The sequence below is a fragment of the Litoreibacter roseus genome (genome assembly GCF_009811795.1).
In the GTDB taxonomy this organism is placed as follows: domain Bacteria; phylum Pseudomonadota; class Alphaproteobacteria; order Rhodobacterales; family Rhodobacteraceae; genus Litoreibacter; species Litoreibacter roseus.
Genome location: NZ_BLJE01000001.1, coordinates 527644 through 553916, shown reverse-complemented (window position 1 = coordinate 553916; position 26273 = coordinate 527644). Strand labels below are relative to the sequence as shown.

At 60.6% G+C, this 26273-nt stretch carries 26 protein-coding genes; 13 read left to right on the top strand and 13 right to left on the bottom strand.

Features of this window, described 5'->3' with window-relative positions:
* Nucleotides 1–158: 158 nt before the first annotated feature.
* Complete coding sequence (locus KIN_RS02770; protein WP_159804423.1) at nucleotides 159–1589, top strand: Glu/Leu/Phe/Val family dehydrogenase; 1431 nt, start codon at nucleotides 159–161, stop codon at nucleotides 1587–1589.
* Between the two features lie 9 nt (nucleotides 1590–1598).
* On the opposite strand, the gene KIN_RS02765 is transcribed toward KIN_RS02770, so the two are convergent.
* The 3 genes from KIN_RS02765 to KIN_RS02755 all read right to left on the bottom strand — a co-directional run bounded on the left by KIN_RS02765 (nucleotide 1599) and on the right by KIN_RS02755 (nucleotide 3567).
* Nucleotides 1599–2078: a hypothetical protein gene (locus tag KIN_RS02765; protein WP_243144795.1), complete on the bottom strand. Its 480-nt coding sequence runs from the start codon at nucleotides 2076–2078 to the stop codon at nucleotides 1599–1601.
* A gap of 70 nt (nucleotides 2079–2148) precedes the next feature.
* Entirely contained in the window at nucleotides 2149–3111 is a 963-nt protein-coding gene (locus KIN_RS02760) for an NAD(P)-dependent oxidoreductase (protein WP_159804422.1), read from the bottom strand.
* Between the two features lie 84 nt (nucleotides 3112–3195).
* Nucleotides 3196–3567, bottom strand: coding sequence for a hypothetical protein (locus KIN_RS02755; protein WP_159804421.1), 372 nt, complete (start codon nucleotides 3565–3567; stop codon nucleotides 3196–3198).
* Between the two features lie 79 nt (nucleotides 3568–3646).
* Here KIN_RS02755 and KIN_RS02750 point away from each other — a divergent pair, with 79 nt between their 5' ends.
* The 3 genes from KIN_RS02750 (at nucleotide 3647) to KIN_RS02740 (ending at nucleotide 5151) form a co-directional block, all read left to right on the top strand.
* A complete protein-coding gene (locus KIN_RS02750) occupies nucleotides 3647–4396 on the top strand; it encodes an alpha/beta fold hydrolase (protein ID WP_159804420.1) in 750 nt (249 codons plus the stop codon).
* A 197-nt stretch (nucleotides 4397–4593) separates the two neighbouring features.
* Entirely contained in the window at nucleotides 4594–4719 is a 126-nt protein-coding gene (locus KIN_RS02745; RefSeq protein WP_159804419.1) for an entericidin A/B family lipoprotein, read from the top strand.
* 102 nt (nucleotides 4720–4821) lie between these two features.
* The gene (locus KIN_RS02740) at nucleotides 4822–5151 is read left to right on the top strand and encodes a PilZ domain-containing protein (RefSeq protein ID WP_159804418.1); all 330 of its coding nucleotides are present in this window, start codon (nucleotides 4822–4824) and stop codon (nucleotides 5149–5151) included.
* Between the two features lie 75 nt (nucleotides 5152–5226).
* On the opposite strand, the gene KIN_RS02735 is transcribed toward KIN_RS02740, so the two are convergent.
* On the bottom strand, nucleotides 5227–5787 hold the full coding sequence (locus tag KIN_RS02735) for a hypothetical protein (protein WP_159804417.1): 561 nt from the start codon (nucleotides 5785–5787) through the stop codon (nucleotides 5227–5229).
* A 268-nt stretch (nucleotides 5788–6055) separates the two neighbouring features.
* Between KIN_RS02735 and KIN_RS02730 the strand changes: the two genes are divergently transcribed.
* A complete protein-coding gene (locus tag KIN_RS02730; protein WP_373281645.1) occupies nucleotides 6056–6763 on the top strand; it encodes a VPLPA-CTERM sorting domain-containing protein in 708 nt (235 codons plus the stop codon).
* Nucleotides 6764–6939: 176 nt separating this feature from the next.
* On the opposite strand, the gene lepA is transcribed toward KIN_RS02730, so the two are convergent.
* The 4 genes from lepA to KIN_RS02710 form a co-directional block, all read right to left on the bottom strand.
* The gene (gene lepA, locus KIN_RS02725) at nucleotides 6940–8739 is read right to left on the bottom strand and encodes a translation elongation factor 4 (protein WP_159804415.1); all 1800 of its coding nucleotides are present in this window, start codon (nucleotides 8737–8739) and stop codon (nucleotides 6940–6942) included.
* A 123-nt stretch (nucleotides 8740–8862) separates the two neighbouring features.
* Nucleotides 8863–9018, bottom strand: coding sequence for a hypothetical protein (locus KIN_RS02720; RefSeq protein WP_159804414.1), 156 nt, complete (start codon nucleotides 9016–9018; stop codon nucleotides 8863–8865).
* Between the two features lie 147 nt (nucleotides 9019–9165).
* Complete coding sequence (locus KIN_RS02715; RefSeq protein WP_159804413.1) at nucleotides 9166–9579, bottom strand: DUF7684 family protein; 414 nt, start codon at nucleotides 9577–9579, stop codon at nucleotides 9166–9168.
* 500 nt (nucleotides 9580–10079) lie between these two features.
* On the bottom strand, nucleotides 10080–10679 hold the full coding sequence (locus tag KIN_RS02710) for a short chain dehydrogenase (protein WP_159804412.1): 600 nt from the start codon (nucleotides 10677–10679) through the stop codon (nucleotides 10080–10082).
* Nucleotides 10680–10932: 253 nt separating this feature from the next.
* Here KIN_RS02710 and KIN_RS02705 point away from each other — a divergent pair, with 253 nt between their 5' ends.
* From KIN_RS02705 to KIN_RS02695, 3 genes are all read left to right on the top strand, one after another.
* Nucleotides 10933–11421 carry a peptidase associated/transthyretin-like domain-containing protein gene (locus KIN_RS02705; protein WP_159804411.1) on the top strand — a complete coding sequence of 163 codons (489 nt, stop codon included), beginning with the start codon at nucleotides 10933–10935 and terminating at the stop codon, nucleotides 11419–11421.
* A 5-nt stretch (nucleotides 11422–11426) separates the two neighbouring features.
* The gene (locus tag KIN_RS02700; protein ID WP_159804410.1) at nucleotides 11427–12017 is read left to right on the top strand and encodes a ferric reductase-like transmembrane domain-containing protein; all 591 of its coding nucleotides are present in this window, start codon (nucleotides 11427–11429) and stop codon (nucleotides 12015–12017) included.
* Between the two features lie 184 nt (nucleotides 12018–12201).
* Nucleotides 12202–12516 (top strand): hypothetical protein, encoded by a 315-nt coding sequence (locus tag KIN_RS02695; RefSeq protein WP_159804409.1) that lies wholly within the window; start codon nucleotides 12202–12204, stop codon nucleotides 12514–12516.
* A 30-nt stretch (nucleotides 12517–12546) separates the two neighbouring features.
* On the opposite strand, the gene KIN_RS02690 is transcribed toward KIN_RS02695, so the two are convergent.
* The 5 genes from KIN_RS02690 to meaB all read right to left on the bottom strand — a co-directional run bounded on the left by KIN_RS02690 (nucleotide 12547) and on the right by meaB (nucleotide 15759).
* Complete coding sequence (locus tag KIN_RS02690; RefSeq protein ID WP_159804408.1) at nucleotides 12547–13026, bottom strand: low molecular weight protein-tyrosine-phosphatase; 480 nt, start codon at nucleotides 13024–13026, stop codon at nucleotides 12547–12549.
* A gap of 242 nt (nucleotides 13027–13268) precedes the next feature.
* The gene (locus KIN_RS02685) at nucleotides 13269–13787 is read right to left on the bottom strand and encodes a copper chaperone PCu(A)C (RefSeq protein ID WP_159804407.1); all 519 of its coding nucleotides are present in this window, start codon (nucleotides 13785–13787) and stop codon (nucleotides 13269–13271) included.
* 36 nt (nucleotides 13788–13823) lie between these two features.
* Nucleotides 13824–14171, bottom strand: a complete 348-nt coding sequence (locus KIN_RS02680; RefSeq protein ID WP_159804406.1) for a hypothetical protein — start codon at nucleotides 14169–14171, stop codon at nucleotides 13824–13826.
* A 126-nt stretch (nucleotides 14172–14297) separates the two neighbouring features.
* Nucleotides 14298–14597 carry a 50S ribosomal protein L28 gene (gene rpmB / locus KIN_RS02675; RefSeq protein ID WP_159804405.1) on the bottom strand — a complete coding sequence of 100 codons (300 nt, stop codon included), beginning with the start codon at nucleotides 14595–14597 and terminating at the stop codon, nucleotides 14298–14300.
* Between the two features lie 163 nt (nucleotides 14598–14760).
* Complete coding sequence (gene meaB / locus KIN_RS02670) at nucleotides 14761–15759, bottom strand: methylmalonyl Co-A mutase-associated GTPase MeaB (protein WP_159804404.1); 999 nt, start codon at nucleotides 15757–15759, stop codon at nucleotides 14761–14763.
* 107 nt (nucleotides 15760–15866) lie between these two features.
* Here meaB and hrpB point away from each other — a divergent pair, with 107 nt between their 5' ends.
* The 5 genes from hrpB (at nucleotide 15867) to KIN_RS02645 (ending at nucleotide 26244) form a co-directional block, all read left to right on the top strand.
* Nucleotides 15867–18278: an ATP-dependent helicase HrpB gene (gene hrpB, locus KIN_RS02665; RefSeq protein ID WP_159804403.1), complete on the top strand. Its 2412-nt coding sequence runs from the start codon at nucleotides 15867–15869 to the stop codon at nucleotides 18276–18278.
* A gap of 121 nt (nucleotides 18279–18399) precedes the next feature.
* Nucleotides 18400–20691: a xanthine dehydrogenase family protein molybdopterin-binding subunit gene (locus KIN_RS02660; protein ID WP_159804402.1), complete on the top strand. Its 2292-nt coding sequence runs from the start codon at nucleotides 18400–18402 to the stop codon at nucleotides 20689–20691.
* A 168-nt stretch (nucleotides 20692–20859) separates the two neighbouring features.
* Nucleotides 20860–21957 (top strand): T6SS phospholipase effector Tle1-like catalytic domain-containing protein, encoded by a 1098-nt coding sequence (locus KIN_RS02655; RefSeq protein WP_159804401.1) that lies wholly within the window; start codon nucleotides 20860–20862, stop codon nucleotides 21955–21957.
* A gap of 82 nt (nucleotides 21958–22039) precedes the next feature.
* A complete protein-coding gene (locus KIN_RS02650) occupies nucleotides 22040–25126 on the top strand; it encodes a valine--tRNA ligase (protein WP_159804400.1) in 3087 nt (1028 codons plus the stop codon).
* Nucleotides 25123–26244, top strand: a complete 1122-nt coding sequence (locus KIN_RS02645; protein ID WP_159804399.1) for a pyridoxal phosphate-dependent aminotransferase — start codon at nucleotides 25123–25125, stop codon at nucleotides 26242–26244. The genes KIN_RS02650 and KIN_RS02645 overlap by 4 nt, the downstream gene beginning before the upstream one ends.
* Nucleotides 26245–26273: the final 29 nt, after the last annotated feature.

The following is a 26273-nucleotide window of genomic DNA, read 5'->3' as shown; positions in this document are numbered from 1 at the left end:
ATCTCGCAAAATGGTTAATTTTTAAGCAGCCAACGAAGTTTCTTTTGAAATCGCAAGACCTTCGCTACCGTCGCCATCACGACCGATACGCTGTCGTGCCGGATTGCCTGCCTGCGACGCAACATATTCTTAGTATCTTTGACCTCAGGATCAGAACCATGACAAAGACCAATGAACCGTCCTTCCGTGACTCCGTCGATCTCATGTTCAGCCGCGCCGTCAGGTTGATTGACCTGCCCGCTGGACTTGAGCAGAAGATCAGGGTCTGCAATGCAACATATACCGTCCGGTTCGGCGTCAGGCTTCGGGGCCAGATCCATACGTTCACGGGATATCGGGCAGTCCATTCAGAACATATGGAGCCTGTCAAAGGGGGCATCCGCTTTGCACCCAGCGTCAATCAGGATGAGGTCGAAGCGCTGGCCGCACTGATGACATTCAAGTGCGCACTCGTGGAAACCCCGTTCGGTGGCTCCAAAGGCGGGCTTTCGATTGATCCGCGGGACTGGGACGAGCACGAACTGGAACAGATCACACGCCGGTTCGCCTACGAGCTCGCAAAACGCGATCTGATCCACCCCTCTCAGAACGTGCCTGCGCCTGACATGGGAACGGGCGAGCGGGAGATGGCATGGATCGCGGATCAATACGCCAGAATGAATACGACGGACATCAATTCTCGCGCGTGCGTGACGGGCAAACCGCTGAATGCGGGCGGTATCGCGGGGCGGGTCGAAGCAACCGGGCGTGGCGTGCAATACGCACTTCAGGAGTTTTTTCGCCATCCCGAAGACGTGAAAAAAGCGGGTCTTGAGGGTACGCTGGACGGGAAGGTCATTATTGTTCAGGGCTTGGGCAATGTCGGCTACCACGCCGCCAAGTTTCTGAGTGAAGAGGACGGCGCGAAAATTACAGCGATCATCGAACGGGACGGCGCGCTTGTAAACAAAGACGGCCTCAACATCGACGGGGTTCGGGATTGGATTGCCCAGCATGGCGGTGTCAAAGGTTGCCCGGATGGCACCTATGTCGAAGACGGCAGCGCGCTGTTGGAAGAACCCTGCGATGTTCTCATTCCGGCGGCGCTGGAGGGCGTGATCAATCTGGAGAATGCCGAGCGGGTGAAAGCAAAGCTGATCATCGAGGCGGCCAATGGGCCTATCACAGCGGGTGCGGACGAGATCCTAAACAAGCGCGGTACGGTCATCATTCCCGACCTCTATGCTAACGCGGGTGGTGTTACGGTCAGTTATTTCGAATGGGTGAAAAACCTCAGCCATATCCGCTTCGGCCGCATGGAAAAGCGACAGGAAGAAGCACAGCACATGATGCTGGTCACGGAACTGGAACGGCTGTCAGCAGACAAGGGCTTGGGATGGGAGCTGAGTGAAAACTTCAAGAAGAAGTACCTTGAGGGGGCTGGCGAATTGCAACTCGTGCGGTCCGGCCTCGATGATACCATGCGCACCTCTTATCAGGACATGCGTGAGGTCTGGCATAGCAACGACAAAGTCGAAAACCTCCGGATCGCGGCTTATTTGGTTTCGATCGGTCGGGTTGCGGCAAGCTACCGTGCGAAGGGGCTCTGAGATCTGCTGCTAAAATTCGCCGTCTCGCTGCGCAACCATCGCGGCGAGACTATCGGCCATAATCTTGCCCTGCGCGCCTGGCGTGATCCCCCCCACACCTACACGACGCCCCACGCGCCACCATAGACCCGGCGCCCAGCTGCGGGGATACGACTTGTTGAGTGTCAAAAGAAACCCGTTGGACGGCTTAAAGGCGAAGAAGCCACGATCCACATTTTTGATGTCTTCGATGCGGCAAATAATGGTCCCGTCGGACAAACGAAGTTCAGTTTCGGTTAGCTCGATCCGGTGAGCGGTCGAGATCCACATCTTGTAGCCGGTCCCAAGGATCGCAGCTGCCACCACCAATAACAAAGCAAGATAGTGCAGTTCAGCAGGCGGCTGCGCCGCGGATAGATACAGCAACAGCCCCCCAAGGCAGAGCAAAACGCCAGTTCCAAACACACGACGCGCGGCTGACGGCGTCATTCCGGTGATAATGTCGGACACGAAGTGATCCCGTTCTCGCTATGGCCAAAGCCCGTTCGCCATAGAGAATTCCGGCAGGGAGGACCAGCCCTCAGATCGTGCGGCCCCGGACCTCGACCTCGCGCCCCGGTTCCTCGGGTTCCATATCTGTCATTTCGGCGGGAAACCCGGCGGCCCGGACGTCGAGGCCTGCTGCCTCCTCCAGGCGCCTGATGATATTGGGTGACAATTCCCGCGGACCAAAGCGCGCGACGCCGTCCGAGAACTGACGGATCAGCAAGGGGTTCAGTTCAACAGGCACCCCGCCTTCGTCGGCAACCGCTTGAAACAGTCCGATGTCTTTTAGAACCAAGTCCATTGTGAAAGAGATATCGCGCGATCCGTTCAGAATGACCTGGCTTTCTGTTTCGTGAACAAAGGATGTCCCGGATGAAATTCGGATGGCTTCATAGGCGACGCCAAGATCAAGACCCGCAGCTGCAGACACCGCCAACGCCTCGGTGCAAGCCACAAGGTTCGCCGTCGCAAGAAAGTTCGTCATGACTTTCAGCGTGCTGGCCGTACCCAGATCGCCTGCATGCAAGACGCGGCGCCCCAAGATCGTCAGGACCGGCAGGACATCTTCAAACGTCGCCCGATCACAGCCCGCGAAGATGCTGATATTGCCGGTCGCTGCCCGATGGCAACCACCGGATACCGGACAGTCCACGGCTTGCGCGCCCCGAGCAATGACGCGTGCGCCCAACCGTTTAACTTCTGCAGCGTCGGTCGTAGACATTTCGAGCCATGTCTGAGCGGGGCCTATCTGTTCCAGTATGCCATTCGTCCCTTCTACCACTTCCGCTGAAATGCTCGGATGCGGCAGACAGGTTATGACGACATCTGAACCTGTGGTCACTTCAGCTGGGCAAGCCCCGGCCCGCGCGCCTTCCGAGACGATCTGCGACACAAGCCCGTCATCCAGATCATGAACCACCAGTTCAGCACCGTTGCGCAGTAAAGACCTTGCCAGCTTGCCACCGACATTCCCCAAACCAATAAAACCTGCCTGCATATATCCCTCCGTTTCGGTCAGCCTCACAAAAACAGGTCAGGAGTTCTGGTCAAAAACCGACCAGAAAAGCGCTACATCGACTGGTCAGAGGTAGCCGCGCCATCTGAGGACAATAGCCAGAAGCAGCCCGACGGCAAGCACCTGAAACGCCAGGGTCGCCGCCATATTGAACCGGGCCTGAGATCTTCTTGCGGCCGGATCGATGTTGTCGAGATAATCGATACATCGATCATAGGCACCGCTGATCTGCTGTGGGTCGAGCCGCATCGCAAGTGTCTGGTTCTGGGCCATTTTCTCGGCGTCAACCAAGGTCTTGGCAGCCTGCCGCACCCGGCGGGGCAAAAGGCGACCTGCGTGGCGAACCCGCTTCTCTAGCGTTGAGCCCCGCGCGCCCAGCCGTTCGCCCAGCAACTCAAAGATACGTTGCGCGAGTTGATTTACGGTCGTCGGGTCCATGGCATGCGTCCTTGTTGCGGGACCAAGATTGCCTGACGGACACACTTTTCACAAGCGCCGCAACCTGTTACGCGGGGGCATGTTGACTTCTGTGACACACGGGGAAGCCCTTGATAACACAACGCTTTTGATTGCGCATGGGCTCTTTGGGTCAGCGCGAAATTGGGGGGTGATCGCAAAACGGCTCTCGGATGACCGGCAGGTGATCGCCGTGGATATGCGAAATCACGGCACCAGTCCGAATGAGAAAACCCATACGTATCAAGATCTTGCCGAGGATTTGACCGGTGAGATCCAAGGCAAGTTTGACGTGCTAGGCCACTCTATGGGGGGCAAGGCGGCGATGACGTTGGCGCTGAAATATCCTCATAAAATCAATCGCTTGATCATCGCTGACATCGCACCAGTGGGCTATGCGCACAGCCAAAATCATCTGATCGACGCGATGGAGGGGTTGGACCTGTCGCAGATCACCGCGCGCTCGGACGCGGACAAGGCGTTGAAGACGGCGATTCCCGAGGCGGCGGTGCGTGCATTTCTGCTTCAGTCGCTCGACCTGAAGGCGAAAAAGTGGCTGCTGAACCTACCCGTACTGCGCCAGCATATGCCTGATATCATTGGGTTTCCTGAGATCGGCGGCCAGTTCGATGGGCCCACCCTGTTTCTGTCAGGGGCGGCGTCGGATTACGTTTTGCCAGAGCATCGCGCGCAGATCAAACCGCTCTTTCCCAACGCGAAATTTGCCAAGATTCCCGGCGCCGGACATTGGCTGCATGCGGAAAAACCGCGGGAGTTCGAGGCAGCTGTGCGGGCCTTTCTGACCCAGTAGCCGGCTTTCGGACATCCATCGGACTTTCATCGGACATCTGTCGGACCCCGGTAGCGGCTCTCTGAAAATCCGGTTGTGGCGCGAAAATCGCGCGCGGCGGGAAATCAGGAGCCGCCCGCTTGCGCCCCTGACCCCGCGCTGCGTAGACAGTTATCAATCACGTCATAAGACATGTCTCAAATCAAAGGACCGCCCCCATGATCCGCATTGCGACCGCCACCCTTCTCTTGCTTGCAACCCTCGTTCTGTCGGGCTGCGAAACGATCAAAGGCGTAGGCCGCGACATCACCGGCGCGGGCAACGCGATCGACCGCGCGATCTGATTACAGCCCCGAGATCCGGGGCGCGGAGGCGGTGAATTTTGTTGCTTACCCTGCGTTAACGAAGCGCTGCTAGAGTGGTGCCGAGCAAACGCGAGAGAGCAGATGAAATACCGCCCACACCGCTACGTGACCGACATCGACCTGAATTGCATCGCGGGGGACACCCACGTGTTGGTGCAGGCCATCAATATCAGCCCCTACGGCATGCGCCTGAAATGCGATCTGGGCCTGATGATCGGGATGCCGATCACGGTGGAAATTCTGGGCCGTCAGACAGCGGCACGCGTGGCGTGGACCCGACCGGACAGCATCGGCATCGTGTTCAAACAGGCGCTCAGCATCGCGGATCTGAAAAATTTCCGCCGAATGAAAGGTCCGGGGGGGCATCGTCGCCCTGCCCTGCGCCGCGTCCATGAGTTCGCGGGCGGGTAGCGCCCCCCAACGGCAATGGCAAGCTACGCTGAAACCCAGATGTAATTGACCCGGACGTGGGTCATGCGGGCGCGCCTATTCCGGCCCGCAACGCAGATCCGTGTTCATCATGAAAAACGGAAAGGTGCTGGTATTCCCCGCCTGATCCGTGGCGCGCAAAATGACCTGATGGCCGTGGAACGGATTACCGGCGCCAGTGCTGATCACGCGAATTTCGGCGTTCACGGTTTCCGCCGTTTTGAAATTGCCGGTTTTGGTAACCTCATAGATCTCGCGCGTCCCAAGACTGCCATCCGGACGCACTTCCGTCTCGGTCGGTAAATCGATCAGGGCGGGCGTCCCGACGGTCACGCTGTAAGAGACAATGCCGGACTTATCCGAAAACAAAAAGGAGAGCGGTTGAGGGTTCAGGCCCGGCGTGTTGTAAACAAACCCTTCCCCGGACTGCCCGGCCGTCCGGCCGGGTGGACACGCGGCCGGGTTCACCTCAACGCTTTCATCGCTTGAGGCAAGGACCGGCCCGCCGCCATTGATGTTACCGATGACAGAGATGGTCGGCCCCGACCTGTCCCCGGGCATCAGCGTCGCATCGCAGGCGGCAAGGGACAAAAGAAAAAGCGGAATAATACGGCGCATGGGAAAAAGGGCTTTCCGAACTGGTTAAAATAATTCGCAAAGGTACAAGGCCCTGATTCTGTGTCAAGGATCGCATTCGGTTGGCATTTTGGGGTTGCTGTCCTGCTAATCCGTCGCGCGCAGACCAACCTGTTGGCGCGCCCTGGTTTCTATTCGAGAGATAAATTGTTCTCGCATCAGAAATTGTTTGATTGGTTACCCCGGCGTAAGGTGCAGCCGACTTCCTTTCGTTGCTCAATACAATCCGAAAAGGATAAATCCCTTGAAAATGATAACCTTTCTTTCGCTGGTGCTCTGCACCGCGGCATCGTCGGCTATGGCCGTTACCACCCTTCCCTTTGAGCTGAAGATCACGCGCACCTACGAAGATCCTTATGCTTGGAACCCAAAGACCTTTACGTCGCCCGACGATGATCCGCTGATCGGGTTATCGACAACCGGCACTGTAACCTTCGACGAAAGCCTCGCGTCATCATCCTACAGGCTGAATGCCACCAACCGATATGTCTGGCTCTCGGACAGTCGGGACGTTCAGTGCGACTGTTTTGATGACACGATCCAAGATCCCAATTTTGCGATTCAGATTGATGACCCCATGGGTATCTTCTTTGTGGACACGTCGCGCTTCCCGGACGGATCCGGCGACGGGCTGTTGTTTGAGGTCGGGCGCGACGATGATACGGGCGAGATTATACCCGGCACGTTTTCACCAAATCTTCTGGGGATCATGGCAACGAGCCGGGATCTGGGCCTCGGCAGCGACCTGGAGCGCGTCGGCGTTCTGATCACCACCTCGACCTCACTGCAGGATGACGGCGGTCTTTTTGTGGAAATGGGGGTGGAGTATCCGTTCGAGTATATCCACGATCCCGATGCGTATGAGCCCGACATCTCACCGGTACCGGTGCCCGCTGGTTTCCCACTTCTCCTGCTTGGGCTCGGCGCGCTTGGCGTCCTGAAACGACGCGACTTGTGATAGGTTGCTTGGACAGCAATGAAGCGTATTGGGGCGCGCTTCGGACGCGCCCCTTTTTTATCGCGCGTTGAGATGCGGTGTATCTTCTTTCGAGCCGCGCTACGTTGATCCCCCAACGATTGGCACGGGAACATGTATGAAGAACTCAGCTCTCCTTCGAAAAACACGCCAGCGGGTTAGCCGTCCATCTTCAGCGCTGAAATGAACGCCTCCTGCGGGATATCCACCTTTCCGAACTGGCGCATCTTTTTCTTACCGGCTTTCTGCTTGTCCAGAAGTTTGCGCTTCCGTGTGGCGTCGCCGCCGTAGCATTTGGCGGTCACGTCCTTACGCAGGGCGGCGAGCGTCTCGCGGGCGATGATGCGGCCCCCGATGGCGGCCTGGATCGGGATCTTGAACATGTGGCGCGGGATCAGGTCCTTGAGCTTTTCGCACATGGCGCGGCCGCGCTGCTCGGCACGGTCCCGGTGAACCATGATCGAGAGCGCATCCACCGGCTCATCATTCACGAGGATCTGCATCTTCACGAGGAAATCCTCGCGGTAGCCGGTCATCTGGTAGTCGAAGCTGGCATAGCCCTTGGTCACGGATTTCAGCCGGTCGTAGAAGTCGAAGACCACCTCGTTCAGGGGCAGGTCATAGACCACCATCGCGCGGGAGCCCGCATAGGTCAGATCCTCCTGAATGCCGCGGCGGTCCTGACACAGCTTGAGCACGTCGCCCAGATACTCGTCGGGCACAAGGATGGTGGCCTTGATCCGCGGTTCCTCGAGGTGATCCACATGGGTCAGGTCGGGCATGTCGGCGGGGTTGTGCAGCTCGACCATGCTGCCGTCGCGCATGTAGACGTGGTAGATCACGCTGGGCGCGGTGGTGATCAGTTCGATGTCATATTCGCGCTCGATCCGGTCGCGGATGACCTCAAGGTGCAGAAGCCCCAGAAACCCGCAGCGGAAGCCGAAACCCAGAGCGGCGGAGGTCTCCATCTCGTAGGAGAAGCTGGCGTCGTTCAGGGCGAGCTTTTCGATGGCGTCGCGCAGATCTTCGAACTGGGCGGAGTCCACGGGGAAAAGTCCACAGAACACGACCGGCTGGGACGGTTTGAAGCCGGGCAGCGCGTCGGTGGTACCGTGTTTTTCGTGGGTGATCGTGTCGCCGACGCGGGTGTCGCGCACCTGCTTGATGGAGGCCGTCAGGAAGCCGATTTCACCGGGGCCAAGGCGGTCGATCTCGGCCATCGCGGGTTTGAACACGCCGATCCGGTCCACATGGTGGGTCGTGTTGTTCGACATGAACTTGATGCGGTCGCCCTTTTTCAGATGTCCGTCGATAATCCGCACCAGAACGATGACGCCCAGATAGGCGTCGTACCAGCTGTCCACCAGCATGGCCTTGAGCGGCGCATCCGGGTCCCCCTTCGGCGCTGGCAGGTGCTGGACGATGGCTTCCAACGTCTCGTGGATGCCCTGCCCTGTTTTTGCGGAGACCGGGATCGCCCCGGATGCGTCGATGCCGATCACGTCCTCGATCTGCTCGGCCACCCGATCAAGGTCGGAAGCCGGCAGGTCGATCTTGTTGAGCACCGGGACGATCTCGTGATCCGCGTCGATGGCCTGATAGACATTGGCCAGCGTCTGCGCCTCGACCCCTTGGGTGCTGTCCACCACCAGAAGCGAGCCTTCGACGGCGCGCATGGAGCGGCTGACCTCATAGGCAAAATCCACGTGGCCGGGGGTGTCGATCAGGTTGAGCACATAATCCTGCCCGTCATCGGCGCGGTAATCGATCCGTACGGTGTTGGCCTTGATGGTGATGCCCCGCTCGCGCTCGATATCCATACTGTCGAGCATCTGCTCTTTCATGTCGCGTGTGGCGACGGTGTTCGTCTCCTGAATCAGCCGGTCGGCCAATGTGGACTTGCCGTGGTCAATATGCGCCACGATGGAGAAATTGCGGATGTTCGAAAGCTCTGTCATGGCAGGGATATGCGGGGGAAAGCGGGTCTGGTCAAGCAGGCTTGGCGCAACGCAACGTCGCGGGGGGCAAGCCGGTGCGCGCACGGCGCCGCACCGTGGCAGCACAGTCGCCGTCCCGCCGGGTCAGGAGGCAAGCCAAGCACAAATCTGCCCGAAGGCCAGAACCGACACCGTCAACCCAAGCGCACCCGGATTGCCCTTGTCCGTCACGAACACGCGCCAGCCATACCAAAGCAGATAGGCCGCCGAAACCAGCGTGAAGGAGAGTTCATCCAGCATGGCAGTTCGTCCCACGCCGACATGGCGAAACAAAGGCATTATGTGAGACTGCTACACCTGTCGAGCGGCGCGTTTACGGGAAGTTGGTGAATGTCCGGAAAGAGCCCCATACCTCCCAAATCCTGCGATGTGTTTGAATGGCAGATTTCAAGCGGCGAGGTAGAGCTTTTCGATTAACTCGCTGCGTTCGTGATGCGCAAAATCAAGAACTAAGATATCTTCAAGCTTCACCTCAGAATAATCGGTGCAGTGTTTCGCGAACCCCACAACCTCTTCAAGCGCCTCGTCTTCATGCCAAGTTGTCATGACAAACTCATCCTCGGGGTAGTCGCCGAAGTTATGAGCCTCTAAAAATGCCCAATCGACGCTATCGTCCCATACAGAACAATCCATTCCCCATGCCAAGGAGAAGAGGCATCCAGCTTCTACAAGAGCTTTGCTGACCTCGTTACGATAGCCCCCACCAACTTCGCGCTCCATGAGTATCAGGCACTTGAACTTGATCATCCCTTTCGGAACAGAAACAGGGACATCAGCAGGTAAGAAAACGTATTTGAACATATGCAGAAGCTGACAATCAGGCTGCTAATTAGTCAAGATGGCAGTAAAGCAGACTTTCAAAGACGGTTCTCCAAAGTCGGCAAAGTCCCGCACTTCAGTCATCTCCAAGAGTTTTGGCTCCGCTGCATCGCCGCAGGTCCGCTTTGAGCCCAAATTGACCTCAGTGAAGTATGACTATACGCTCCGATAGCCTAAGGTGCGCTGGTATGTTCAAAAATCCCAATGTTGTTCGCGGACTCGCAGTTTTAATTGCGGTGGTAGTTTTGGGCCCAACTATTTTCTTTCTTCTCAGGTATTTGGCCTTCCCGAACTGGGGAAACACCGAACTAAATATTGGATTTATAGTTTGGGTCTTGGCAGTCTTCATCGCCGAACGCAGGCTGTCGAAACTGTGGAAGTCAAATTAGTAGACATCACGTGAACGGCAACTAAGTCCCCCATACCGAACTTGTTCGTCCCAAGTTGCACGGACCCGGTCAGAAGGCGTTCTCCGCGCGGTGTCACTCCACCACAATTACCTGCCCGGTGATCTTGCCGTCCACGCTTTTCGCGAAGGCTCGTCCGACGCGGGTTGAGGAGACCGGGGTGTGGCCGGGGAACCAGTCGCCGTAGCGGGGGACCGATGCCTCCAGCAGGCCGGGGCTGACCACATTGATCCGCAACTGCCGGGGTATCTCGATGGCGGCACCGACCACAAAGCCACCCAGCGCGCCGTTGGCGGCGGCGGCGCCGACCCCCATTGGGATCGGGTCCCGGTCCAGAACGCCGCTGGTAAGGGTGAACGAGCCGCCCTCCGTCACCCTATCGAGGCCCGCCAGCACCAGATTGATCTGGCCCATCACCTTTTGTCTGAACCCCAGCATCAGCGTCTCTTCGGTGTGCTCGCTCAGAGGTGCAAAATGCACATCACCCGCGGTGGAGACGACCGCATCCACCTGCCCCACGTGCGTATACATTTGATCAATCGCGGCCCGGTCTGACAGGTCAACCTGAATGTCACCGCTGGAGCGGCCGACGCGGATGATGTCATGGCGCTGTCCCAGTTCTTCGCACGCCGCTTTCCCCACATCCCCTGCGGCCCCTACGACAATCACTTTCATCTCTGTCCCCTTTTCGGTGCACCACGGCCTGTGCGGTCTCTGTCATCACCTTACCGGAATTGCGGACTGTGCGTCCCGGTCCAAAGCGGGGAAATGCGACACGTCCCGCTGGTCACGGCCGATTTCCGCGTGAAAATGCGGCAATCACGAAGGCGTGTTGATCGTTTACCGCAGACGTCCCCGTCCCCAGTTCGGAATTGACGACAAGCGCGCTATTATCCCGACCAAGCACGCAAAAACAGGAGATATCGAAATGAGCTTTGTTCCGTTCACGCGTCGCACCCTCCTCGCCACGGGGGGTGCCGCCATTGCCACAGGCACCACTGGCCTTCTGGTACCCGCGCGCGCCCAAACCCTTGCGCCCACACCCTCGATGCGGGGCGGGTCGAACAACTACCGCCCCGGCGCCCCGATTGTGGAGCGGATTGGCGGCGGTGGGTTCTGGATGAGTGGCACAGTGCGCCGCGCGGGCGATGGCGCCCCCCTTGAGGGGCAGCGGATCCAGATCTGGGCCCATACCACCGAAGGTCATGAGCGGGACCCCCAAAGCCACGGGGCAACGCTGACCGATGCCAACGGTGAGTTCCGCCTTGAGATGCCGCAGATCGTGCCTGCGTTCGGTCAGGCCCACGGCCATCTCGCATATGATGATGAGGCGTTCGAAACGGTGTTCCTGCGCCCGGTGATGTCCAGCGCGAGCGACACCAGCCTGACCGCAGATTTTGTCCTGCAGCCGGCCTGACCGGAATGATATCAGACCGGGTCCGGTTCGCCCTGATCTGGACCGCCCTTGTCGGTGTCCTCGCCGTCCCGATCGCAGCGGCCGCGACCAGCCCACTTCTGGCGTGGCGCGACCCCATCTACATTCTGGCCGGGTTCGCAGGGATCGTTGGCATGGCGCTTTTGCTGGTGCAACCGCTGCTGATCGGGGGACTCTTGCCGGGCTTATCTGGTCCACCCGGACGACGGGTTCACCGCTGGATTGGGGGCATTCTGGTCGCCGCGGTCTTAATCCATGTGGGCGCGCTTTGGATCACCAGCCCGCCTGATGTGGTGGACGCGCTGCTGTTGGTCTCGCCCACGCCGTTCTCGGTCTGGGGCGTAATCGCCATGTGGGCCGTTTTCGCTGCAGCGCTTCTGGCGGCCCTTCGCAAGCGATTGCGCCTGAGACCCCGCAGATGGCGCCTGGGTCATGCCGCGCTTGCTGTGGTGACAGTTCTGGGCACCGTGGCCCATGCGCTGCTGATCGACGGTACGATGGAAACCTTATCGAAGGTCATGCTGTGCGTCCTGGTTCTTGCGGCGACAGGAAAGATCGTGGCCGGCCTGAAAGTCTGACACCGCGCACGCGCCTGGGAGCAAGTCGCCACAGCCTGTCATTCACCATATCCTAACCATAGAGCCGCCATAATTTTGCTACGACCTGTCGTGAAATGTGATCACGGGGCGGCATATTGCTGTTGTAACGCCGCGCCGAGTTTTTCATTCTTGTGGAAAAAACAAAAATGAAGAGGCGAATGGAATGGGTAGAACACTAATTCTTTTGACAACCGTGCTGGGACTGAGTGCCGGCATGGGCATGGCGGGTTCGATTGAGCGGGCTTGCATGAAATCCGACCGCTCGGCGAAAAGCCGGTATTTGTGCAATTGCGTGCAGCAGGTGGCGGACATCACCTTGTCGCGACAAGATCAGAAGTTGGCGGCGAGCTTTTTCTCGGATCCCCATCAGGCACAGGTTGTGCGGCAGTCGGACCGACCACGGGACGAGGCCTTCTGGCAGCGCTATAAGGGATTTGCGGGCAGCGCCCAGTCCTATTGCCGGACGCGGCGGCGCTGAGCGGGTCGCACCGGGGACGTCTCCGGTGTGCTAAGACCCCGCTTTTGGCAACCCGTTGGTCTTGAGTTCTTCCACCAATCCCGCCACGCAGGTTTCGATCAGGTCGATCACCGGATCAAACCGGCCTGTGTAGTACGGGTCAGGAATATCCGAATAGTCGATGTCGGGCGCAAAACTGCTGAGCAGGCGGACGGGCGTATCGACCCCCGCGGGTCGCCATTTCTCGAGTTGGGCGACGTCCCTCTGGCTCATCGGGATGATGAGCGACGCGCTCACGAAATGCCCCGGCGAGATTTGTTGCGCACGGCTCTCGGATATGTCCATTCCCCTAAGACGCGCCGCAACGATAGCACGCTCATCGGGCGGATCCCCGGTGTTCCAGTTGGATGTGGCCGCGCTTTCGACCCTGAAGTCGAGAGATGCGGCGTTGAGTTCGCGGCGCAGTACCCCTTTTGCAAGAGGCGACTGGCACAGATCCGTCATACAGACGAACAGGATTACATCAGTCACACTTTAGCTCCCCAGCTGTTGTGACGTTTGCGTCAGATGGCGGTTCTTTTCAATAATTGTTAAAGTTAATTTTATTAAAAATGCAAAAAACTGGGCATGACCCTCCGTCAACCGGTACTTTGGCATGCATTCGCTCCGTCCAATATGCCTAAAAAATCTACACAAGCCAGTGAAATAAACGCAAAAAGAGGGGGCGGACCCCCTCTTTTCGAAGACGTGCTATATCTGTGACTGATCAGCCCTCAGTTGGTTTTGTGCTCCATGGTGCCGTGATCGGCCCCGTGACCACCACCATGTCCCCCGTGGGCACCGGCCTGGGGCTTGCGTTCCAGATCAACAGGAACCTCGACCATGACGTCGCCGGCATTTTCAAAGGTGAGCGTGATGTTGACCGTCTCGCCCTGCTCCAACGGATCCGAAAGTCCGATTAGCATGACGTGGTTTCCACCCCGCTGCAGGCTCAGGCTTTCGCCTGCGGGAATCACGAAACCCTCTTCCACGTGGATCATGCGCATGACGCCATTGCTGGCCTCTTGATGGGTGTGAAGCTCGGCGCGGATGGCTGCATCTGTCGAGGCGGCGATCAGCCTGTCCTCGGTCTCGCCCATATTCATGATCTGCATGAAAGCAGCGCCGGATTTGGCAGAGGGCGTCGAGGCACGCGCATAGGCATCGTCGACCATGATCATCTGATCGGCAGCAAGGCCCGGCAGTGCGGCAAGCGAAACGGAGGCGGCAAGCGCCAGTGATTTAAGAAACATGGGTGTTGTCCTTTGATGTGGGTCTTCCGTGGGATGTCAGAGGGTCGACATCTTGGGCGGGCCACGGGCAAAGGCACTGGCAGTCGTCTGGCTTGGCGTGCCCACGACAACGGGCCATGCGACCAGCGTCGTGATGACATTCGGGGCAAGCAGACCGGACAAGATCGCATTTGGCAGATCCGCCGCCGCCAGCAGGCAATCGGGGCAGACCATCTCGATCTCGACGGGCTGACCGTCGGGACCGATCTGCACCATGACGGAGGTGCCACCGGCGCAGATCACGGCATGGTCCCCGCCGTGCCCGGCATTGACAGCAGCCAATGTTCCGGAGGTGGTGATCAGAAGCAGACACAAGGCTGCCTGAAGGAGGGCGCGGATCGTCATAGCGTCCCGACAGATATGCGGTGTGAACGCCCGTGCCAAGTCACAAAGCCGTCCCCAGCTTACGACAAAAGAAAAGCCGCGTCCGATGGTCGGGCGCGGCTTTCTGAACTTTGAAGGCAGATCGGGTCAGGCTGTTGCAGCGACCTCGGCCTGTGCTTTTGCGATGTCTTTCTTGACCTTCTGGGCTTTCGTGGAAAGCTCGGTGTCCTTGGCCTTTGCCATGAACCCGTCAAGCCCACCGCGGTGATCGACCGTGCGCAGGGCAGCAGCAGAAATGCGAAACTTGAAGGACCGGCCCAGTGTGTCGGATGTCAGGGTGACATCGTTCAGGTTGGGCAGAAAGCGACGCTTGGTCTTGTTGTTGGCGTGGCTGACATTGTTACCTGTCATCGGCCCTTTGCCAGTGAATTCACAGACGCGCGACATTTCTGATTTCCTTCCGGATGTATAACGTGATGACCCGCCTCGCGGGCGATGTCTGAAATCTGAGCGCTCGCAATACGCAGAGATTCCTGTGTCGTCAAGGCTGCAATAGGCCTTTTCCGCGCAGTTTTGACCGTGGTGAGCAGTGCGCGCCGGACCTGCCCGCTCAAAAGAGCTTCGACAGAAGGGCCGCCGCCGCCGCATCGGGGGAGGTTTCGCCCGCTTCAACAGCCCGCGCGGACGCTGCCATCTGGTCGCGCAGCCCTGCGTCAGACCGCAGATGATCAAGCATCCCCTGGCGCACGGCCTCCTGAAACCAATGACCGGATTGAGCCGTGCGGGTGGCGTCCCAATGGCCATGATCCTTGCGCCAGTGGGTTAAGGTCTGCATGTCGTCCCACGCCTCGGACAGGCCGGTGCCTGACAGCGCAGACACGGCGCGCGCCTTGGGGAAACCCTCGGGGTCCTGGGGACGTTTGCGCAAAAGGTGAAGCGCGCCCGCATAATCCGCCTCGGTCCGGGTGGCGGCAGCTTTCAGATCACCATCGGCCTTGTTGATCAGGATGAGATCGGCAATCTCCATGATGCCGCGCTTGACGCCCTGCAACTCATCGCCGCCAGCCGGGGCCAGCAGCAGCACGAACAGATCAGCCATCTCGGCCACCATGGTTTCGGACTGGCCGACGCCCACGGTCTCGATCAGCACCACGTCAAACCCTGCGGCCTCGCACAGAACAATCGCCTCGCGGGACCTTCGGGCGACACCGCCCAGCTGGGTTTGGGATGGCGACGGCCGGATGAAGGCACCGGGATCGCGGGACAACCGCTCCATCCGCGTCTTGTCCCCAAGGATCGACCCGCCCGAGCGGGTGGAACTCGGGTCAACCGCCAGCACCGCGACACGCAGCCCTTGGGCCGTCAGATGCAGACCGAAGGCCTCGATAAAGGTCGATTTGCCGACGCCGGGGGTACCGGACAGACCGATCCGCAGGGCCTGCTTGCCGTCACGCGCCAACAGATCCACTAGCGCATGTGCCTGCGCCCGGTGATCGGCGCGAGTGCTTTCGACCAGGGTGATCCCGCGCGCAAGTCCGCGCCGCTCGCCCGCGCGGATCCGGTCGGCGAGATCGGTAATCTCATCGGTTGTCTGAGGATTTTCTGTCATCACCCTCTCGTCCTTGGACAGGTTTGCGCTTTATGGTGCGCGCTTGCGGCGGATTGCAATGTTTTGCGGCCCGCACAGCCCTTGCTTTTTATGCCGTCCGAGGATCCATGACCGACGCCCTGCCCATCGAACCAGTTCTGGAAGATCTCTGGCAGGCGCTCCGTGCGGGCGGCGTTGCGGTGCTGCAGGCCCCGCCCGGTGCCGGGAAAACCACCCGCGTGCCGCTGGCACTGCTGGAGCGGGGCATAACAGGCCGCATCCTGATGCTGGAGCCGCGGCGTCTGGCCGCCCGCGCTGCCGCCGAACGGATGGCCGCAATGCTGGGCGAACCCGTCGGGCAAACCGTGGGCTACCGGATGCGGGGTGAGACCAAGATCAGCAGGACTACCCGGATCGAGGTGATCACGGAAGGCATTCTGACACGCATGATCCAGAGCGATCCCGCGCTGGAGGGTGTCGGCACGGTCGTGTTCGACGAGTTTCACGAGCGCTCCCTGAATGGTGATCTGGGCCTTGCCCTTGTGTGGGAGGTGCGCGGCGCGCTCAGGGATGATCTGAACGTGCTCGTCATGTCCGCCACGCTGGACGCGGCCCCGGTGGCCCGGATGCTGGACGATGCGCCGGTGATCACCTCGGAAGGTCGTGCGTTCCCGGTCGAGACCCGATGGTTGCCACGCCCGCTTGCGGCAGGCATCTGGTTTGAGCGGGCCATGAGCGACCTGATCCAGCAAGCCCTGGCCGAAACCTCTGGCGGCGTTCTAGTGTTTTTGCCCGGTGAGGGGGAGATCCGGCGCGTCGCCAACGCGCTGACCCTGCCAGACGGCGTGCAGATACGCCCTCTTTACGGCGCCCTACCCTTTGCCGAACAACGCGCGGCCATCGCCCCTGCGCAGACCGGTCGCAAGGTCGTGCTGGCCACGTCCATCGCTGAAACCTCACTGACGATCGAGGATGTGCGGGTCGTCGTGGATGGCGGGCGGGCACGCCGCGCGCGTTATGATCCGGGGGCGGGCCTGTCGCGACTGATCACCGAACGGGTCAGCCGCGCCGAGGCCGATCAGCGCCGGGGCCGCGCGGGTCGTGTGGCCAAGGGTATATGCTACAGGCTATGGGCCAAGGCCGAAGAAGGCGCCCTGCCCGCCTTCCCCCCCGCCGAGATCGAGGCCGCCGATCTGGCGGGGCTCGCCTTGGAGCTGTGTCTGTGGGGCGCCGCACCCGATGATCTGGCCTTCCTGACGCCGCCGCCCGAAGGCGCATTTGCCAATGCGCGGGCGCTGCTCCAGCGATTGGGGGCGTTGGATGCTGCGGGGCGGCTGACGGATCACGGAAAGACAATTGCCGCGATGCCAGTGCATCCGCGATTGGCACATATGCTGGCGCACGCCGGTCCAGACGCCGCCCAGCTGGCCGCTTTGCTGTCGGATCGGGACCTTTTGGGTCGCAGCGCGGGGGCGGATCTGGCCCTGCGCATGCGCGCCCTTCAGGACAACACCGGGGATGCAAAAGCCCGCGCCCGTATCAAGGCCGAGGCGAAGCGGCTCGCCAAATGGGCCAAGGGGCCCGCACGGTCGCTGGGCGAGATGACGGCACTGGCTTACCCGGACCGCATCGGCCTCCGGCGCAGCGGGGAGGCGCCGCGTTATCTGCTCTCGGGCGGGCGCGGCGCGCAACTGACTGACGGGGACGCGTTGTCCGGCGCGCGCGCTCTTGTGGCCGCCGATCTGGACGGGGACGGGCGCGACACCAAAATACGGCTGGCGGCACAGATCACCGAAAGCGAGATCCGCGATCTCTACGCCGATCAGATCGAACGGGTGACCACATGCGACTGGTCGCGCCGCGACAAGCGGGTTCTGGCCCGCCAGCAGGAACGGCTTGGGGCGCTGATCCTGTCGGATCGGTCCTGGAAAGACGCGCCGGAGGATGCCGTGACCGAAGCCCTGATCGACGGGGTGCGGGACCTGGGGCTGGATGCGCTCAACTGGACAAAGCCCGCCCGGTTGTTGAGGGCGCGAGTCCGGCTGTTGTTCGGAACCCCCGGCATACCGGACTGGTCGGACCCAGCCTTGCTCGACGACCTGAACACTTGGCTCGCGCCCTACCTCGGCGGCCTGAAAACGGCAGCGGATCTGAAAACCGCGCCGCTTCTGACGGCTTTACAAACCGCCCTTGGGTGGGATGGGCAGCAAACGCTCGACCGTCTCGCACCGCCCAGTTTCGAGACGCCCTTGGGCCGCAAGGTCGCTGTCGATTACAGCGGCGAAGTTCCTGAGATCTCGGTCCGCCTGCAAGAGCTCTTCGGCGAAACCACCCACCCCACCGTAGGCGGCACGCCCCTGAAGGTCACGCTTCTGTCGCCCGCAGGCCGCCCGGTTCAGGTGACCCGCGATCTGCCGGGATTCTGGGCGTCTTCCTATGACGATGTGCGCAAAGACATGCGCGGGCGCTATCCAAAGCATCCGTGGCCCGAAGATCCGACCGCCGCCGATCCGACCCTGCGCGCGAAACGCCGCAAATAACCCACCAAAGGGCGTCTTCGACCGGGCAAGGTCATTTTGTCGAAACGCCGCAGACGCGCGCTCTGGACAGCGCTGTCTTTCCGGCTAGTGTCCCCTCAAACCTGTACAGGAGGCCTGACCCATGGCGAAATTCGGCACATCCCAACCGATCAAGCGGCTGGAAGACACGCGGTTTCTGACCGGCGGTGGTCAATATCTGGACGATATCGCCCCCGAAGGCGCGCTGCATGCCTATGTCCTCCGCTCTTCGGTAGCCCACGGAGATATCACCGAACTGGATGTGTCCGACGCGGCAGAGGCCGAGGGCGTTCATATGGTGCTGACCGCCGAAACGCTGAAAGAGGCAGGCATCAAGAACGGCATGGGTGCGTCGATCATCCAGAACCGCGACGGCACCAAGGGCGCCGCGCCGCGCCGCCCGCTGTTGGCTGAAGGTCGCGTGCGCTTCGTGGGCGAGGCGGTGGCCGTCGTCGTCGCAGAAACCATGGCGCAGGCGCGCGATGCCGCCGATCTGATCCTGCTCGACGCGGATGATCTGGACGCCAAGGTCGACGTGGCCGAGGGCGGTCCGGAAATTCACGCGGAGGCCCCCGGCAACGTCGCCTATGACTGGGCCACGGGTGACGAGGATGCGACCGCCAAGGCGTTTGACAGCGCAGCCTACACCACGCGCCTTGAGATTGCCGACAACCGGATCATCGCAAACTCGATGGAGCCGCGCGGATGTTTCGCGGAAATGCAGGACGGTCGGCTGCACGTGGCGTTTTCGGGCCAAGGGGTCTGGGGTTTCAAGGCGTCCGTGTCCCGTGCCTTGGGGCTGAGCCCCGAGGATGTGCGCGTCACCAACCCAGACGTGGGCGGCGGCTTTGGCATGAAGTCCATGGACTACCCCGAGTATTTCGTGATCGCCCATGCGGCCCGCGCCGTGAACAAGCCTGTGCGCTGGCAGGCGGAACGAACAGAAAGCATGCTGTCGGACAATGGTGGGCGCGATCTCTATTCAACGGCGGAACTCGCGTTTGACGCCAATCACAAGATCACCGCCTACCGGGTGGACACGACCTGCAATCTCGGCGCCTATAACTCGGGCTATGCTCAGTTCATTCAGTCGGAGCTGGCGGCCAAGGTTTTGATGGGCACCTATGACGTGCAGATCGCATGGTTCCGCAACCGGGGCATCTACACAAACACGACGCAGGTCGATGCCTATCGCGGCGCCGGGCGGCCCGAGGCGATCTACGTGCTGGAGCGCGCAATTGACCACGCCGCACGGGTTTTGGGGGTCGATGCGCTGGACCTGCGGCGCAAGAACTTCATCCCCGCCGACCAGTTCCCCTATACCAGCGTCACGGGCGAGCTGTACGACGTGGGCGATTTCCACAAAGTTCTCAAACGCGCCGAGCAGGAAGCCGACATCGCGGGGTTCGCCGCGCGTAAGGAAAGCTCGAAAGCCGCAGGCAAGCTGCGCGGGCTGGGTGTTTGCTATTACATCGAAAGCATTCTTGGCGATCCATCGGAGACAGCGAAGGTGTCATTCACCGATGAGGGCCGCGTACAGCTGTTTGTGGGGACGCAATCCAACGGTCAGGGGCACGAGACCGTCTACCCACAGCTTCTGCACGAATATTCCGGCATCCCGCTGGATGTGATCGACGTGGTACAGGGCGACAGCGACCTGATCGCCAAAGGTGGCGGCACAGGCGGGTCCCGCTCGGTGACGACGCAGGGCACGGCCATCAAAGGCACCGCCGAGGCCATCGTGGACCGGTTCAAGCCGTTCGTGGCCGACCAGTTGGGTGTGCCCGAGGTGGCCTTCGAAGACGGTGCCTTCCGGGCCGACGGATCCAACACGGTGATGACCCTGATCGAGGCCGCGGATCTGGCACGAGAGGCCGGCGAGGCCGATCTGCTGACCACCTCAGAGACGACCACCCTGCCCGGTCGCAGCTTCCCCAATGGCTGCCATGTGGCGGAGCTTGAGATTGATCCCGACACCGGCGTCACGCAGGTCGTCAAGTACACGGTGGTCGATGATCTGGGCAACCTGATGAACCCGGTTCTGGCCGAGGGCCAGGTCCACGGCGGTGTCGTTCAAGGTATCGGCCAAGCAATCAGCGAGCATGTGGTCTATGACGAAGATGGCCAGCTTCTGACTGCCACCTTCATGGATTACGGCATCCCCCGCGCGCTGGAGATGCCGTTCATCGCCTTCTACTCCGAACCTGTGCCCTCGACGGCCAATGTTCTGGGCATGAAAGGTTGCGGCGAGGCAGGCACCGTGGGTGCGCTGGCGGCAGTTGCAAATGCGGCGCTGGATGCGGTCTGGGACAGTGGCGTGCGTCACGTCGACATGCCCTTCACGCCAATGCGCGTCTGGTCTTGGCTCAATGAAAAGCAGATGGCCGCCGAGTGAATATTTATGTTTCGGCCTGAAATGTTTCTTAACCTCCCTGTGAAATCCTTTGACTGGCAAGAGGTTGGGCAGGATCATAAGTTGGTGGGTGCGCTAAAGAGTTAAGACGAGGTGTCGACCGTGCGGTGGTCTAAGGTGATAGGAAGGTTTTTTGGGCAGCCTTTGCCCATGTCAGACCGTCTCAAACGCCTTGTCGGCTTCGGCCCCGCGCCCAAATCGGTCCTCGCAAAACCGACCCGTGGCCCTGTGACCCACGTGGTCATTCTCGACGGCACCATGTCCAGCCTTGAGGTCGGGTTCGAAACCAACGCAGGCATCACCTTCAAGCTGCTCAGCGAAGTTGCGCCCAATGCCGCTGTCTCCCTGAAATATGAACAGGGCATCCAGTGGCGCGGGTTCCGGCGCGCCATAGATGTGATGGCAGGCGTCGGCATCAACCAGCAGATCCGCAATGCCTACGGCTTCATCGCCTCGCGGTACCGGCCCGGCGACCGGATCTTTCTCTTCGGGTTTTCGCGCGGCGCCTATGCAGTCCGGTCCCTTGCGGGGGTCATCGACCGGGTCGGCCTTTTGAAGGGTGATTGCGCGACCGAGCGCAACGTCCGGCAGGCCTGGCGGCACTACCGCCGCGACCCCGACAGCGATATCGCCCAAACCTTTCGCGCCGCCCATTGCCATGACAGCGCACCGATCCAGATGATCGGCGTCTGGGACACCGTGCGCGCATTAGGGGTCCGCTTACCGATACTCTGGCATCTGTCGCCCGCCGAACACGCCTTCCATGACCATCAACTTGGCCCCAGCGTCCAGCACGGCTATCACGCGCTCGCCTTCAACGAGCCGCGGCAGGCCTTCGCGCCAGTTCTCTGGAACACGAAAGATGACTTTGACGGCCATCTGGAACAGGTCTGGTTTCCCGGCACCCATGGGGATGTGGGCGGTCACCTTTTGGGCGTCGAAACCGCGCGTCCGCTGGCTAACATCCCGCTGGTCTGGATGCTGGAAAAGGCCGAAAGCTGCGGTCTGACCCTGCCACCGGGCTGGAAAGACCGCTTTCCGCAGGACGCCATGGCCCCCTCCGTCGGCACCTTCAGAGGGTGGAGCAAGCTGTTCTGGCACCGCTGGCCCCGTCCGGTGGGGCATGATCCGTCCGAGCATGTCCATGACAGCGTCCGCATCCGTCAGGCCGCCCGGCGCAGACCGCGGCTGCCATGGCGCAGCGCCGGCCCTACGAAAACCCCGGCAGGCAGCCAAACGCCCTCCTAATTTCCCCTAAATCCGCCGCCGGTCTTTTCCTTGGCCGCGCGCTTCGCTAGATGATCCTGCAACTTCATGCAGGATGATCACGATGGCGATGGACAAGACCTTTGATGCAGCCGCGGCCGAACGCCGCCTCTATGACGCATGGGAAAAGGCCGGATGCTTCGTGGCGGGCGCAAATGCGGCCAAATCCGAGACGTTCTGCATCATGATCCCGCCGCCCAACGTCACCGGTTCCCTCCATATGGGGCATGCGTTCAACAACACGCTGCAGGACATCCTGATCCGCTGGAAACGCATGCAGGGCTACGACACGCTCTGGCAGCCCGGCACCGATCACGCGGGCATCGCCACACAAATGGTGGTCGAGCGCGAACTGGCGAAGGACAAATCCAACGCGACCCGTCGCGAGATGGGGCGCGAGGCGTTTCTGGAAAAGGTCTGGGATTGGAAAGCGCAATCCGGCGGAACCATCATCAACCAACTCAAGCGGCTGGGGGCGTCTTGTGACTGGTCCCGCGAGGCCTTCACCATGTCCGGGAGCTTCCCCGACGCGGTGACCAAGGTGTTCGTTGACATGTATGAGAAGGGATTGATCTACCGCGGCAAGCGGCTGGTCAACTGGGATCCGCATTTCGAAACGGCAATCTCCAACCTCGAGGTCGAGAACATCGAACAGCCCGGTCACATGTGGCATTTCAAGTATCCGTTGGCCGGCGGCGAGACCTACGAATACGTTGAAAAAGACGAAGACGGCACCGTCATCCTGCGGGAAACGCGGGACTACATCTCCATCGCGACAACCCGGCCCGAAACGATGCTGGGCGACGGGGCGGTGGCCGTGCATCCGTCCGATGAGCGCTACGCCTCAATTGTCGGAAAACTCTGCGAAATTCCCGTTGGACCGAAAGAGCATCGCCGCCTGATCCCGATCATCACGGACCAGTATCCGGACCCCGATTTCGGGTCCGGCGCGGTCAAGATCACTGGCGCCCACGACTTCAACGACTACGAAGTGGCCAAGCGTGGCGGCATCCCGATGTACCGCCTGATGGACACCAAGGGGGCAATGCGCAACGACGGCGCGCCCTACGCGGACGCGGCGCAAACCGCGCTGGCGGTGGCACGGGGCGAACGGAAACTCAGCGAGGCAGAGGCCGACACGATCAATCTGGTCCCCGATGAGTTACGCGGTCTTGACCGGTTTGAGGCGCGGACCCGAGTGATCGAAGACATCACCGCCGAGGGCTTGGCGGTCATGGTGCCAGCGTCCGATCCCCGCTTGGGCAAAGCCCCGCAAAAGCCGCTGGCCCCGGAAGAAGGCGGCGAAGACCGCGCCGATCAACTGGTCCCGCTGGTTGAGTCCAAACCCATCATGCAGCCTTTCGGCGACCGCTCGAAGGTCATTATAGAGCCGATGCTGACCGATCAGTGGTTCGTCGACACCGACAAGATCGTCGGCCCCGCCTTGGACGCCGTGCGCAACGGCGAGACCCAGATCCTGCCCGAGCGGGACAAACGGGTCTATTTCGAATGGCTGGAGAATATCGAGCCTTGGTGCATCAGCCGCCAACTCTGGTGGGGTCACCGGATTCCGGTTTGGTATGGGCCGGATATTCCATCCGGTGGCTATCTGGAATCAGATAAAGACGTCGGCGAGTTTAAGTATTTTTGTGCTGCAACCGTCGAGCAGGCCAAGTCTCAGGCTGAAGAGTTCTATGGTGAAAATGTCGAGGTGATCGTTGAGACAGACGAGCCTATCGGACGTCAAAGCACACGATATGATATTTTGGCAGCTAAAGAGAATGGAGGCGGTCAGGTCAACCGCGTTTATCTTAGTCAAGACTCAGACGTCCTCGACACGTGGTTCTCCTCCGGCCTCTGGCCCATTGGTACTCTGGGTTGGCCCGAAAACACGCCAGAACTGCAGAAATACTTCCCCACGAACGTCCTGATCACCGGTTTTGACATTATCTTCTTCTGGGTCGCCCGGATGATGATGATGCAATACGCCGTGGTCGGTCAGAAGCCGTTCGACACGGTCTATGTTCATGCGCTCGTTCGGGACGAGAAGGGCAAGAAGATGTCCAAGTCGCTCGGCAATGTGCTCGACCCGCTGGAGCTGATCGACGAATACGGTGCTGATGCCGTCCGCTTCACGCTGACCGCCATGGCCGCCATGGGCCGCGATCTGAAACTGTCGACGCAGCGCATCGCGGGCTACCGCAATTTCGGGACCAAGCTGTGGAATGCCGTCCGCTTTGCGGAAATGAACGGCGTCTACGACCCGGCTGAGGGGTCCGACGAAAGTCCGACAGAATTCCGATTGAAGTCCGACTGCCAGAATACGGTCAACAAATGGATCATCGGGGAAACCGCGAAGATCCGGGAAGAGGTCGATCAGGCGCTCGACAGCTACCGGTTCAACGACGCCGCCAACGCGCTTTATGCGTTTGTGTGGGGCAAGGTCTGCGACTGGTATGTGGAGTTCTCCAAGCCCCTTTTGATGGACGGCGATGAGGCCACCAAAGCCGAGACCCGCGCGACGATGGGCTGGGTTCTGGACCAGTGCATGATCCTGCTGCACCCTATCATGCCCTTCATCACTGAAGAGCTTTGGGGCGCCACGGCCACCCGGGCCAAGATGCTGGCCCATACCGATTGGCCAACCTATCAAGCCTCTGATCTGGTTGATGAAAACGCCGACCGCGAAATGAACTGGGTGATCTCGCTGATCGACGCGGTCCGCTCCGCGCGGGGGGAAATGCACGTGCCTGCGGGGCTGAAGATCCCGCTTGTTCAGGTCGAGCTGGACGCCGCCGGTCAACGTGCCTTTGCCAACAACGAAGCGCTGATCCTGAAACTCAGCCGCATTGACAGCGTGTCCGAAGGGACCGCACCGAAGGGATCCGTCACCTTGCCTGTGGCGGGTGGCAGCTTCGCCCTGCCCTTGGCCGATATCATCGACGTGGGCGAGGAAAAAGCGAGGCTGGAGAAGACCTTAGGCAAGCTGGCCAAGGAATTGGGTGGCCTGAGGGGACGTCTCAACAACCCCAAATTCATCGAAAGTGCCCCCGAAGATGTCGTCGCGGAAGCGCAGTCGAACCTCGCCGCTCGGGAAGAGGAAGAAGCCAAGCTGAACGCAGCATTGGCACGTCTGGCCGAGATCGCATGACGAACGGTCCCGGCCCCCGGTTGACGGATCTGGCGGCCTCCCTGCCGGACACGGTTCCGTTTGTCGGGCCTGAGACACAGGAACGGACACGCGGCGCACCATTTATCGCGCGTCTGGGCGCAAATGAAAGCCTGTTCGGGCCGTCACCCAAGGCGCTGGCCGCAATGCAACGGGCGAGCCGGGATATCTGGAAATACGGCGACCCAGAGACCTACGATCTGCGCCACGCGCTAGCGGCACATTACGGGATTGGAGCGGATCATATCGTGATCGGTGAGGGCATCGACGGTCTGCTGGGCTATCTCGTGCGGCTGCTGGTGGCACCGGGCGATGCGGTTGTGACGTCAGACGGTGCCTACCCGACCTTCAACTACCACGTTGCGGGGTTCGGCGGCACACTGCACAAAGTGCCCTACGCGGGCGATCACGAGGATCCAGAAGCCCTTGTTTCGAAGGCAAAAGAGGTGGACGCCAAGCTCATCTACCTTGCCAATCCAGACAACCCAATGGGCAGTTGGCACGCGGCGGCCGCATTGGAAAAAATGATCGAGGACCTGCCCGACGGCTGCCTGCTTGCGCTGGACGAAGCCTACGTGGAACTGGCCCCGCGAAAGACCGCGCCCGACATCGCGCCGGACAATCCAAGGGTCATTCGCCTGCGGACGTTTTCAAAGGCGTATGGCATGGCGGGCGCACGCGTCGGGTATGCAATGGGGGCGACACCGCTGATCCGAGCCTTCGACAAGGTACGCAACCATTTCGGCGTCAACCGGATCGCGCAAGCCGGGGCGTTGGCAGCCCTCGAAGACCAGTCACACCTGCGATGGGTGATCGGGCAGGTCGAAACTTCCCGCAAGGCATTGAACCGGATTGCGGACGCGAACGGGCTGACGGCCCTGCCCTCAGCCACCAATTTTGTGACGATGGATTGCGGTCTCGACGGGACGTTCGCCCGCGCAGTTTTGGCCGAGTTGACCAAAAGCGGAATTTTCGCCCGCATGCCATTTGTCGCCCCTCAGGATCGGGCCATACGCATCAGTTGCGGACCGGGCGACGCAATGCGTGCCTTTGACAATGCGCTGCCGGCCGCCCTGGCCAAGGCACGCGAGGTATTGTGATTTCCCTTCACCGTCAGCGACGCTAGTCT